Here is a 13,395-nt window from a genome sequence, read left to right as displayed (position 1 = left end):
GGGTTGCTGGTCTGGGGGTTTGGTTCAGGCGCTGAACTCGATCCCGCCGATGGGGCGACCGAGGGCAGCGAAGGGAGCGGGGCTGGGTTCGGCGTCGAGCGCCGGCGGCACTGGCTCGCGGTCGTGCTCGGGCGCGGGCCGCTCGAGCCAGTAACGGCGACGATCGAAGCGCGGCGGCTCGAGGGGCGCGCGCGTGGCCGTGTGCGCGGGCGCGGCCGCCAAGATCGCGTGGACGTTGGTCCCCCCGAAGCCGAAGCTGCTGATCCCCGCGCGCAGCGGGCCCGTCCACGGCTGGGCGCGGGTGCAGGGGAAGAAGGGCGAGCTCGCGAAGTCGAAGCGCGGGTTGGGGCGCGCGCAGTGCAGCGTGGGCGGGAGCTCGCGCTCGCCCAGCGCGAGCGCGACCTTGAGCACGCTGGCGATGCCCGCGGCGCTGAGCAAATGCCCGAGGTTGCTCTTGACGCTGCCCACCGGGCAGGCGCCCTGGGTCACGCCGTCGGCCGCGAACAGCTCGGTCAGCGCGCGCAGCTCGATGGGATCCCCCAACGCCGTGCCCGTGCCGTGGGCCTCGATGTAGCCGATGTCCCGGGCGTCGCGACCGGCCTTGCGCAGGGCCTCGCGGATCACCGCGCGCTGGGCCGCCGGATTGGGCGTGGTCACTCCCATGGTCCGCCCGTCGTTGTTGACCGCGGTCGCCTCGATCACCGCGTAGATGCGGTCACCGCTGGCGAGGGCCTGGGACAGGGGCCTGAGCAGCACGGCCCCGGCCCCCTCCCCCGGCACGAAGCCGTCGGCGGCCTCGTCGAACACCCGGCAGCGGCCCCCGGGCGAGAGCACCCTGGCCTCGGACAGGCGCTGATAGACGACCTCGTCGAGGAGGATGTCGACGCCGCCGGCCAGGGCGAGCTCGCACTCGCCGGCGCGCAAGCTGGCGATCGCCAGGTGCAGGGCCGTCAGCGAGGACGAGCAGGCCGTGTCGACGACAAGGGCCGGCCCGCGCAGGTCGTAGAAGTGCGCGAGGTGGGCGGCGATGAAGTTCTGCCCGACCCCGAGCAGCGCCCGGCGGCCCGGGTCGCGCACGCGCTCGCCGTAGTTGCTGACCCGCGATCCGGCGAACACCCCGACCGATCGGCCCGAGAGCTCGGCCCGGGTGTAGCCCGCGTGGTGGAAGCAGCCGACCCCGACCTCCATGAACTGGCGCGCGCAGGGATCGAGCTCGGGGGCGTCGGACTCGGGGATCTCGAAGTAGGTCGGGTCGAAGCGATCGATGTCCGCGATGAATCCCCCGCGCTTGCTGATCGACTTGCCCTTGGCGTAGCGCGGGGCGTAGAGCTCGGCGATCGACCAGCGCAGCGCCGGGACGTCCGAGGTGCAGTCTCGGCCGCTGCGCAGCGCCTGCCAGTAGGCGTCGAGATCGGGGGCGGCCGGGAGGTTGCAGGCCATGCCGACGATCGCGATGGGCTCGCCTTCGCGCAGGCCGTGCGCGGCCTCTGAGCCCACCTCGACGGCCCAACGGGGATCTGGTTCGGGCTCGGGTTCGGGTTCGGGCTCGGGCGCCGGGGCCTCGAGCCTGCCGAGGGCCGCGTCGACCAGCTCCCCCTGGGTCGCCGCGAGCTGCCTGGCCAGCGCCTCGAGGCTGGGGTGCTCGATGGGCAGGGCCGGATCGAGGCGGCGCCCCAGCCAGTCTTCGATGGCGGCCACGAACTCGACGATCAGGATCGAGTCGATGCCCAGATCAGCGAACGCGACGTCGGCCTCGATCCGCGCCTCGGAGAGCTTGAGGGTCTGACTCAGCAGCCTGCGCAGCACGGGCACGAGATCGAGGCGGCGCTGTGCCTGGCGGTCGCCCCCACGCGCCGGCTGCCGAGCCGAGGGCAGCGCTGCGCCGGTCGAGCCCCCGAGCCCAGCGGCGCTCGCCGTGTTCGCCCTGATCTCCCTGTTCGCCCTGATCTCCCTGATCTCCCTGATCGCCCTGACCCCTGCCTGGCTCGGCGCCGGCCAGCGCGTGAGCGCCCCGGGGTCGAAGCGCGCGGGGTCGACCTCCAGCGGCATGACCACGGCCGAGCTCGAAGCCAGGGCCCGCTCGAGCAGCTCGAGGCCGCGCTCGACACCGTGCAGCTCGAGGCCGAGCTCGGCGTAGGTCCGCCCCGCGACCTCGCCCATGGATCCCGCGCGCCAGTTCCCCCAGGCCAGCGACCACACTGGCGCCCCGGCGGCGCGGCGGTGCTGCGCCCAGCGGTTGAGGACCGCGTTCGCGCTGGCGTAGTCGAGCATCCCGGCTGCCAGGCGCGGGGCCAGGCTCGACACCGAGGAGAAGGCGAGCGCGAAGTCGAGGGGGCCGCGGGCGAGGAGCGCGTCGATGAGCTGAACCCCCGCGAGCTTGGGCGCGAAGACCTCGGCCATGGCCTCGGCCGACTTGGCCGTGAACATCGGCTGGTCGAGGCGCACGGCGCCGGCGCAGTGGACCACCCCGCGGATCGGCCCGAGCGCGGCCTGGGCAGCGTCGAGCGCGGTCATGATCGCGCGGGTGTCCTCGAGCGGCCCGGTGACCACGCGCAGCTCGACGCCCGCCGAGACCAGCGCCTGGAGCGGCTCGAGGACCTCGCGCTCGTCCCCAGTCGCGGCGCCTGCGAGGCGGGCTGGCCACGCGTCGACCGGCGGCAAGGCGCGGCGACCCAAGAGGATCAGCTTGCGGGCCCCTCGGCGGACCAACAGGCGCGCGACCTCGAGGCCAAGGCCGCGCACGCCACCGGTGATCAGGTAGGTGCCCTCGGCGCTCGGGCACAGGCCCCCCGGGCCGCCCTCGCGCGTGGCCGGCAGCGCGCGCACATCCGGTCGCAGGTAACGACCTCCGCGCTGCGCCAGCTCCGGCTGCGCGGCGGCGCCACGCAGGACCTCGAGGATCACCGCCGCGCGCTCGCCCACGCTCAGCGCCTCACCGTCGAGGTCCAGGGTGCTCGCGGCGACCTGGCGATGCTCGGCGCGCAGGCGGACGAAGAGCTCGGCCATCACCGCGGCCTGGGGATCGAAGCGCCCCGGGGCCTCGGCCGCGGCCAGGCGATCGCTGACATGCAGCAGGCGCATGGGCGAGAGGCGCTGGCCGGCGATCAGCCCCTGGATCAGGCCCACGCGGCCACGCAAGACGCGATCGAGGGTCCGGTGGAGCGCGCTCCCGGACTCGGCATCCGCGAGGTCGATGAGCGTGCCCACGCGGCCCTCGGCCAGGCACTGGTCAGCCTGCGCGCGGCCGTCGAGGGCGAGGCTCGTGCTGGCGTCGGTGCTGGCGTCGACGTCGAGGATCTTCGCCGTGGGCAAGGCGGCTGCGAGGGCCTCGGCCAGGGCGCGGGTGCGCTCGCAGCCGAGGATCAAGATCCTGCCTTCGGGCAGGCGAGCCGGCTCGAGCGCCGACCAGGGCTCCCAGGACGCGGCCAGCAGCCGCGCGCTCCCCTGCCCTGCGCGAGGCAGCGTCGAGGCGTGGTCGAGCTCGACGCAGCCTCGCGCCTCGGGCCACAGCCGCTCCCCCGCGAAGGGGTAGGTCGGCAGCGGGACGATGCGCCGCTCCGCGCCGGCGTAGACCCGCAGCCAGTCGATCTCGACGCCCTGGCGATAGGCGTCGGCGAGGGCCTCGAGCAGCTCCTCGCGCGCGCCCTCGTCCCCCTCGTCCCCTGGCACGAAGCTGGCGAGCTCGTCGGCCAGGCCCGCGACGAAGCGCCGCATCAGGGCGCCATGCTGCCCCTGGGCGCGCCCGCTAGCGCCGAGGCCGGCGACCTCGAGCTCGCCGGCCTCGGCGGAGAAGGCCGCGAGCTGCTCCGCGAGCGCGGCGTGGGAGCTGGCCACGAAGGCCGCCCGCCAGCGCTCGTGGCTGCGCCCTGCGGCGAGGCTGTAGGCGACGTCGGCGAGCTCGATCGTGCTCGCGTCGAGCAGGTGCGCGCGCAGCTCCTCGACGCGCCGCGCGAGGGCCTGCGGGGTCTTGGCGGAGAGCACGAAGAGCGCCGGGGTCTGGGCGCGCGCCCGAGCTCGGGCATCCGGCCGCGCTGGCGCCTCCTCGAGCAAGACGTGCGCGTTCGTCCCGCTGAACCCAAAGGCGCTCACCCCCGCGCGCCGCGGCCCCGAGGGGCTGCGCCAGGGCTCACGGCGCGTGACCACCCGAAAGGGCGTGCGCGCGAGATCGATGTGCGCGTTGATCTGCTCGCAGTGCAGCGAAGGCGGGAGCTCGCGATGGCGCATGGCGAGCAGCACCTTGAGCACCCCCGCGACCCCGGCGGCCGTGATCGTGTGCCCGAGGTTGGTCTTGATCGAGCCCAGAGCGCAGCGCCCCGGCGAGACCTCGGCCCCCGGGTTCGCGCCGGCAAAGGCCACGCGCAGGCCCTCGACCTCGATGGGGTCGCCCAGGCGCGTGCCCGTGCCGTGGGCCTCGACGTAGCTGACCGTCGCCGGGTCCACGCCGGCCTGGCGGTGGACCTTGGCGATCAGCCGCGCCTGCGACTGGGCGCTGGGCGCCATGATCCCGTTGGTCCGCCCGTCTTGGTTGATCGCGCTGGCGGTGATCACCCCGTAGATGTGATCGCCCTGGGCCACGGCGCGCTCGAGGGGGGCGAGGAGCAGCACGCCCACGCCCTCCCCCGGCACGAAGCCTTCGGCGCCATCGTCGAAGGTCCGGCAGCGTCCCCCGGGCGCCAGCATGTTCGCGGCGCTGGCCATCACGTGGAAGCTCGGGGTGTTCATCACGAACACGCCCCCCGCCAGGGCGAGCTCGAGCTCGCCGCTGCGCAGGTGCTGGCAGGCCTCATGGATCGCCACCAGCGAGGACGAGCAAGCCGTGTCGATCGCCATGGTCGGGCCGTCGGCGTCGAGGTAGTAGGCCAGCCGAGCGGCGATCATCGACAGGTCCGTGCCCGTGAAGGTCGCCGCGTCCATGTCGGCGCCCAGGCGGCGCAGCTCGTCGAGGTAGTCCCCCGGCCGCGCGCCCACGAACACCCCCAGCGACTGACCCCGAGCTCGCCGCGCGCCGGCGTAGCCGCCGTCTTCGAGGGCCCGCCAGGCCTCCTCCAGGAACAGGCGCTGCTGCGGGGCCATGCGCTCGGCCTCGCGCGGTGAGATCTTGAAGAAGGGCGCGTCGAAGCGATCGACGCCGTCGAGGAAGGCGCCGTAGCGACAGCTCGAGGTGTTGGGGCGGCGCGCGGCGCCGTCGTAGACCGCGTCGCCGTCGTAGACCGCGTCGATCGACCAGCGCGAGCTGGGGACCTCGGTGACCGCGTCGCGGCCCTCGGCGAGCAGCGACCACAGCTCGTCGAGGTTGTTCGCCCCCGGGAAGCGACCCGAGACGCCGATGATGGCGATCTTCTCCACGCGGGGTCGATCCGAGCGGAGGCTGGGCGCAGGGACGGGCGCAGCTGTGGCCGCGAGCGCGGGCTTCGCCATGGGGACGGGGCGCGGTCGCGGGGCTGCTGGGGGAGGCCACGAAGCCATCTCCTCCGCGGGCACGCGCGGCTCGGGCTCGGCTGCACGCTCAGCGCCAGCTTCGGGCCCAGCAGAGCCAGAGCCAGAGCCGGAGCCAGACGCGGGCGCGAGGCCGGCGATGTGCTCGGCGAGCGCGGCGATGCTCGGGTGGTCGTAGACAATCGTGGGCTCGAGCTCGATCCCAAAGCGCGCGTTGATCTGCGTGACGAGCTCGACGCCGAGGATCGAGTCCACCCCCAGATCGGAGAAGTTGTCGTCCATGTCGAGCTCCTCGGGCTCGACCTCGAGGCGCGCGGCGGCGAGTTTCGTGAGGGTGATGGCCAGGTTTTCGACGGTCATGGCGGAGTCTCGGCGCGGCGCGGTCGGGGTTTGCGAGGGCGAGGCGGTGGGCGTGGGTGCGGGCGCGGGGCAGGTCATGGCGGCCCGGCGCTCGCCGCTGATGTGGGCGACGACGACCCGCGGACGCCCGCTGGCGAGGGCCGCCGCGAAGCCAGCGGCGCCCTCGGCCGCGCTCAGCGGGCCCAGGCCCTGGGCTTCGAGGAGCGCGGCGTAGCGCGCATCGGCGACGAAGCCGACCTCGCCCCAGTAGCCCCAATCGATGGCCAGCACGGGTCGCCCCTCGGCTCGCGCCGCGATCGCCAGGGCGTCCTGGTAGGCGCTCGCGGCCACGTAGTTGGCCTGGCCCGCGTTGCCCTGCAGGCTCAGCACGGAGGAGAACAGGACCAGGAAGTCCAGCGGGTCCTCGGCGGTGAGCTCGACGAGCCAACGCGAGGCCGCGGCCTTGAGGGTGAAGGTGGGGTCGAAGTGCGCCGGGCTCATGTGCGCGATGGCCCGATCGGCCATGTTCACGGCCGAGTGGACGACGCCATGCAGCGCACCGAAGCGCGCGCGCGCAGACGCCAGCGCGGCGCCCAGGGATCCGCGATCGCTGGCGTCTGCCTGCACGTAGACCGCCTCGCCGCCGAGGGCCGCGAGCGCGTCGAGCTTGGCCTGCCCGGCCGCGTCCACGGCTCGCCGGCCGACGATCACCAAGCGCGCCGCGTGGGTCTCGGCGAGCCAGCTGGCGATGCGGTGACCGAGGCCGCCGAGCCCACCCAGGACGAGGTAGACCCCGCGGTGACGCGGACGAAGCCCCCCCGCCACCGGCGCGTCGAGAGCCAGCGACTCGAGGCTGAGCACCCAGCGCGCCGCGCCGCGATAGGCCAGCTCGCCCAGGGGCGCCGGCCCATCTTCGCCGAGCGCCGCGGCGAGCTGACGGGGGTCGAAGGCGCCTGCGTCGAGATCGAGGGCGCAGACCCGAAGGCCATCGATCTCCCGGGCCGCCGACTGCAGCATGCCGATCACGGCCGCCCGCGCGAGCGCAGCCGACTGTCGGCCCGCGTCGAGCTGCGGGGCACAGCGCCCCTTCGCGTCGACGCTGGCCAGGCCACGGCTGATCAGCGCGAGGGTGATCGGCTGGGTGGTCCGCAGGCGCGCGAGGGCGCGACACAGGTGGAGCAGCGCGTGGCGCTCGCGCTCGGCCGCCGCGTCGCTCTCCGCCGAGATCACCACGTCCACGCGGCGCGGCAGCGCTCCTGCGAAGCTGGCCCGCGCCCCGCGAAAGTCTGCGAAGGCGCCGAGCTCGAGGACCCGAGCCTGGGGCGCGAGGGCGACGAGGGCCTCGCGCAGCGCACTGGGGGCGCCGAGGATCCAGCGCGGGCCGTCCAGATCGAGATCGACGACGCGCCCGGGCGCCGACTCGATCCGACCGTGCGCGACCCAGGCGGGGACGTGGCCGAGGCCCTCGAGGGAGGGCGCGGGGGCGGAGGGGGCTCGCGCGGGGGCGGAGGGGGCTCGCGCGGGGGCAGAGATGGGCTCACTGGGCGCCGCGAGCGTCCGCAGGGCGACGCCGGCGAGGTGGAGGACCACCCTCCCCGACCCATCACAGACAGAGGCGTCCGCGCGCACGCCCCAGGCGGTCCGCTCGACGCTCTCCGCGATGACGATGACCTGGCGAGCGCCCGCGATCGCGCCGCGATCGGCGGCCACGGACTCGACCGAAAAGGGCACGGCGAGGGTGTCCAGAGCGCCCCCGGCCTCGGGCCCACGCAGCCGCGCGGCGACGAGCGCGGCCTGAAAGCCAGCCTCGACGCAGGTTGCGACGCTCGGCAGCCCCGCGGGGGTCTGGGCGAGCTCGAAGCGCCAGCTCGACGCCCCGCGCTGACCGTGGCCGAGGACGCGCAGCCGCGGCCCGTAGTCGAAACCGAGGGCCGACAAGCTCGCGTAGGCCTGCGCCGCGCTCAGCTGGCGGTCGGCGTCGCCCTGATCCGGAGTCGCCCTGACCTCCGCGCCGAGACGGGCGGCGTCGAGGCGACGCTGGGCGAGCGCGAGGGCCTCGCGGGCGGCCGCCTCGGAGACCTTCGCGCGGGCGCGCAGGTGCACCTGCTCACCGTGCAGGACCTCGACGCTGCCGGCCTCGCCGCTGGGGCCCTCGCGCTCGCGGAGGGCCAGGGCGCCGCGCTCCTGGGGCGCGGCCTGGGGATCGATCACCGCCGGCCGGAGCAGCGTGACCCCTCGCAGCGCGGCCAGGCTCGAGTGTTCGCCGAGCGCCTCGGCGATCATCCACGCTCCCGGGACGAGGCAGCGCCCCTGCACGCGGTGGTCGGACGCGAGCTCGGTGAGCTCCTCGCCCGGGGATCCAGGCGACTCGGGCCAGTCCACCCACGCGCGCCGGCCCTCGAAGGGGTAGCCCGGCGAGTCGACGATCTCGAAGCTCCCCAGCGGGTAGAAGGCGTCGCCCTCGAGCTCGACCCCGGCCTGCCACAGCCGCGCCCCGAGGCGCCGCCAGGCCCCCTCGTCGAGCTCGGTCAGCGCGAGGTCGGCCCAGGACGCCGAGCTGTCCCCGCCCAGCTCGATCCAGCGCAGGGGCTCCGCGAGGGGCCCCGGCGGGAGCGCCTGATCGGCGGTCCCGCGAGAGCAGGCCGCGGCGATCCACGCCTCGGCCTCTCCCAGCGCCGAGAGGTCGCGGCCGAGGCGGCGCAGGCCCGCGTAGGGACGACGGACGTCCGCGCGCGCGAGGCCCTCGGCCAGCGCCCTACGCAGGCCCTCGATCGCGTCCGCCCGACCCTCACCATGGATCGCCGCACAGGCCACCGAACGCGGCAGCGCCCCATCGAGGACGAGGTCGACGATCTCGGCCGCAGACTCCTCGCACGCGCTCGCTCCCCCGCCCAGCTGCCAGCGCGCGTCGAGCTGGCGCAGCGCCGCCGTCGCGGCCAGGCGCAAGGCCGCGTGGTCCTCTCCCCGCTCCATCGCCGCGTCGAGCTCGATCCCACAGCTGGCCAGCGCCGGCGCCCACTCGCGCAGGAGCTTGGTGAAGGTGAACTGCCGCTGCCACAAGATCCGCGCGTGCGCCAGCGAGGTGGCCGCGCCCTCGCCCCAGCCCGCGACCAGCCACTCGAGGTAGGCCGCGCTGAGCTCGAAGGGCCGCAGGTAGCCGCCCTGGCAGGGATCCCACAGCGGCCGCAGCGGTCGCGCGAGGATCCCCGCCTCGACCTCCAGGCCTGCGCGCGCGCCAGCGAGGGCCAGCGCGACCCGGCAGCCTGGACCGCGGAAGGCGACGCAGTCGGGCTCGAGGCCCGCGGCCAGCAGCCGGCGCCCCGCGTCGAGCCACGCCTGTCCGTCGCCTGCCACGAGCAGGCCCCAGCCCTTCGCTGCCGGCTCTTTTGTCTCGGCCGCGACCGGTTCGGGCGCCCCCAGGGCGTCCGCGAGGGCCTCCACCGAGTCCACACAGACCGCGAAGCGCCGCGCCATCGCGCTGCGCTGCGCCGCGACCCCGCACAGGCTACGCAGCAGCGCCTGACCGTCGCCCTGCTCGCCCGCGCTCGCGGCGAGCACCCGGCGTCGCCACGCCCGGCGTGCCCCGGCCAGCGCCGTGCTCGTCCGCGCCGACAGCAAGAAGAGCGCCGGGTTTGCGTCCACGCTGGCGCGAGTGCTGGAAGGGGCGCGCTGCGGGGCCTCCTCGACGATGACGTGGGCGTTCGCCCCGCCAAAGCCAAAGGAGCTCACCCCGGCGCGCAGCGGGATCCCTGGCCGGCGAGGCCACGGCGCCCGCTCGCGGACCAGGCGAAAACACGAGCGTTCGAGGGCGAGCAGCGGGTTTTGCTGCGCCGGACCCAAGGACGGCGCCAGGGTCTGGTGGCGCATCATCAACGCGACCTTGAGCAGCCCCGCCATGCCCGCGGCGGCCTCGAGGTGGCCGAGGTTGGTCTTGATCGATCCCAGACCGCAGGCCCCGGTCTGGGCCCCCGCGGCGCGAAAGGCCTGGTCGAGGGCGGAGACCTCGATGGGGTCCCCCAGCGAGGTGCCCGTGCCGTGGGCCTCGATGTAACCGAGGCTGTCGAGGCTCACGCCCGCGTCCGCGGCCGCGGCGGTGATCAGCTCGCGCTGCGCGGCCACGCTCGGCGCGGTGATCGAGCGCCCCCCGCCGACGTGGTTCACGGCGGAGCCGCGGACCAGCGCGTGGATCCGGTGACCGTGGGCCTGGGCCCGCTCGAGGCTGGTCAGCAAGATCGCCGCGACGCCGTCCCCGGGGACGTAGCCCTGGGCGTCGACGTCGAAGGTCTGGCAGCGCCCCGCGGGGCTGAGCATGCCCGCCTGGGAGAAGGAGACGTACTTCCAGGGGTGCAAGTTGAGGTTGGCCGCGCCGACCAGGGCGTAGTCGCAGTCGCCCGCGGCCAGGGCTCGGCGCGCGAGGTGGAGGGCGACGAGCGAGCCCGCGCAGGCGGCGTTGATCGACAGGCTCGGCCCCGAGAGCCCGAGCACGTGGCTGAGGCGGTTGGCGAGGATGCACTCGTAGTTGCCCAGGGCCGCGAAGCCGTCGGCGTCGAGGCCGGCCTCGATCAGCCGCTGCTGGTAGTCGTCGGCCATCACGGCCACGAACACCCCTGCCCTGCCCCGGGCCAGGCGCGCCGGCGTGACCGCGGCGTCCTCGAGGCAGTGCCAGGCCTCCTCCAAGAGCAGGCGCTGCTGGGGATCCATGACCTTGGCCTCGCGCGGCGAGATCTTGAAGAAGCGCGCGTCGAACTCGGCGACACCCTCGATCGCCCCACACCAGCGGCTGCGGGTGCGCCCCGCCACGCCGCGGCGCGGGTCGTAGCAGCCCTCGCTCTCCCAGCGCTCGCTGGGGACCTCGACGATCGCGTCGCGGCCAGCCGCGAGCAGCCGCCACAGGGCTCGCAGGTCCCTCGCCCCGGGCAGCCGGCAGGCCGCCCCGATGATCGCCGTCATCTCGCCGTCCATGGCCGAAGCTCTCTCTCAGCCGAGCGCGGCCGCGCGGACCGGCTGCGCGGCGAGCAGCTGACTGTTGGCGGCGAGCAGCCAGCCGAGGCGCTGGCGGAGCAAGGCCGCGGTCTCTTCCAGCAGCAAGCTCGCCAGGGCGTCGACCCGCCGCGCCCGCCAGGGCGCCAGAGCGGTCCCGGCCAGCCAGCGGTTGCACGCACCCAGGGCTGGGCCGCAGTGGATCTGATAGTCGCGGCGCTTGCTCGGATCCCCGCTCAGCGCCAGGCGAGTGCTGTGCACGAAGTACCAGCGGAAGATCAGCGCCATGCGCTTCTTGGCCGATCGCTCGGCGCGAGCGAGCACCTCGGGGTCGACGCGCCCGTAGTAGCGCGCGGTCTCGGCCCAGACCTCGTCGATGCTGCGCCCGAAGTACTTGTCCTCGAGCTGGCGCAGCTGCGCCGAAGATAGCTCGTTCACCGACTCGTAGTGCTGGTAGAGCGAGTAGAGCCGGTTGGCGCGGGCCGGAAAGAGCGTGCCCTTGCGGACGACCTGGACCTTGGCCCCGAGCTCGAACATGTCGCCAGAGGGGGCGCAGGTCACGTCCTGGACGTCGATGGTCTCGAGGATGTCCTTGACCGCGTCGCTGGTCCCGGCCTCGACCGTGCACTGGTTGATCGAGCCCGTGACGATGAAGTCGGCCCCCATGATGAAGGCGGCCGCGGCGGCCTCGGGCGTCCCGATCCCGCCGGCCAGACCAACGCCGACCTGCGTGGCGTAGCCGTGCTCGGCCCGTAGCTCGTCGCGCAGCCGGAGCATGCGTGGCAAGAGCACCCCCGCGACCCCCTGATCCGTGTGTCCGCCGGAGTCGGCCTCGACGCACAGATCGTCGGCCATGGGCACCCGCGCGGCGAGCTGGGCCTGGGCGGGGGTGATCGACCCGGCGGCGACGAGGGCGTCGACGAGGGCCGCGGGCGGGGGCGACAAGAAGGCGCGCGCGACCTCGGGTCGCGAGATCTTGGCGACCACACGGTTCCCGATCTCGACGCCACCGTCGCCGCGCGCCCGCAGCCCGCTGACCCGGTAGCGGACCAGCGCCGGGCTCATGCGCATGAAGGCGGCGGCCTCGATCAGATCGACGCCTGCGCGCAAGAAGAGGTCGACCGTGCGCGCCTCGTGCTCCGGGCGCTCGACCGAGGCCAGCAAGTTCGCGCCCCAGCAGCGACAGCCTGGCCCGAGCGCCGCGCGGATCGCCTCGAGGTCGTCCGCGACCGCCTCGAGGGACATGCCCCCGGTCCCCAGGAAGGCCATCATGCCCGCGCGGGCCAGGCGGATGACCAGCGCCTTGGAGGCGATGCCCTTGTACATGGCCCCGGCCGCGTAGGCGAAGCGCAGGCCGTGGCGGGCGCGGAACTGAGCGCTGCCGAGCTGATCGGGCGCGAGGGCCAGGGCGGGCGCGGGCGCGACCTCGGCCGAGCGCTCCCAGGCCCGCTCCTGCCCCCGATCCCCCTCCCCCGGGGCCGCCGCGACGCCCTCGCGCTGCGGCCTCGCGCTGCGGATCTCGGCGATCATCTTGGTCAAAATCTGCCGCTCGCCGAGCTCCTCGAACGCGTCCTCTCCCTGCTCGAGCATGTAGCGCACGGACTCGGTCCAGCGGACCGGGGCGGCGATCTGCGCCGCGAGCAGCTCGGCGACGCGGCCGTGCTCGTGCGGCCGCGCCTCGACGTTCGAGATCACCGGGAAGCGCGGCGGATGAAAGTCGACCCGCGCCAGGGTCTGGGCGAAGGCCTCGCTCGCGCCTCGCATGTGCCGCGAGTGAAAGGGCGAACGTACGCGCAGCTCGATCACCTTCGCGCCCATGCGGGTGAGGCCCTCCGCGGCCCGCTCGATCGCCTCGCCAGGGCCCGAGATGACCTGCTGCGTGGGCGAATTGTCGTTGGCGAGGTCGACCTCGTCGGCGCCCAGCTCAGCCAGCGCCGCGCGCACCTGCGTGGCCGACCAGCCGAGCACGGCGGCCATCTTGCCCGCGCCCGCCCGCGCCATCAGCCGGCCACGCTCGGCGACCAGCCACACCCCGACCTCGAAGTCGAACACCCCGGCCGCGTACAGGGCGTTGTACTCGCCCAGGCTGTGCCCCGCGGCGAAGCGCGGCGCCGGCCTGACGTCGCGCCACTCCATCGTGCGCAGGGCGTTGACCACGAAGAGCGCCGGCTGGGTGAAGGCCGTGCGATCGAGATCGGGGCCGTCGACGAGGGCATGCAGGGAGTAGCCGAGGACCTCCTCCGCCTCGCGGACGCGCTCGGGGTGTCGTGAAAACAGATCGACACCCATGCCGCGAAATTGCGACCCCTGACCAGGAAATATGATAGTTGCCATTGCCTCGATCTCGTCCGTGAGCGCGGCGCAAAACAGCCCCGCACAGGCTCCCTGGCGCTCTGAGCGCAGCCCTCGTTCGTCGGCCTCGGCCGACGGGCAGGAGCACCGGGCCCCGGCTCAAAGCCGGTCTATCGCCTCGCACTCCCCCATTGTTCGCGGGGTCCAGGTATCTAACGAAGATTTCTGATCTTCATGATGAACCACTGGCAGCAGCGTCGTTGCACTAATTTCAGTGGCCCAGGAACGATCTTCTTGAGCAGACTCACCAGTCAAAAACGATTAAAATGACGCGCGCATCAAGCGCCA

2 protein-coding genes are annotated in these 13,395 nt (G+C 74.1%); both read right to left on the bottom strand.

The annotated features are described in order from the left end of the window. Nucleotides 1-24: 24 nt before the first annotated feature. Complete coding sequence (locus tag G6O69_RS28255; protein ID WP_172306588.1) at nt 25-10,737, bottom strand: SDR family NAD(P)-dependent oxidoreductase; 10,713 nt, start codon at nt 10,735-10,737, stop codon at nt 25-27. Between the two features lie 15 nt (nt 10,738-10,752). Next, complete coding sequence (fabD, locus tag G6O69_RS28250; protein ID WP_172306587.1) at nt 10,753-13,089, bottom strand: ACP S-malonyltransferase; 2,337 nt, start codon at nt 13,087-13,089, stop codon at nt 10,753-10,755. Nucleotides 13,090-13,395: the final 306 nt, after the last annotated feature.

Source organism: Pseudenhygromyxa sp. WMMC2535, assembly GCF_011083025.2.
This window is presented reverse-complemented; position numbering and strand designations above follow the sequence as displayed.

Bases quoted from the DNA above. Each gene is read 5' to 3' on its own strand.
- G6O69_RS28255 (WP_172306588.1), bottom strand. From the start codon at position 10,737: ATGGACGGCGAGATGACGGCGATCATCGGGGCGGCCTGCCGGCTGCCC.
- fabD (WP_172306587.1), bottom strand. From the start codon at position 13,089: ATGGCAACTATCATATTTCCTGGTCAGGGGTCGCAATTTCGCGGCATG.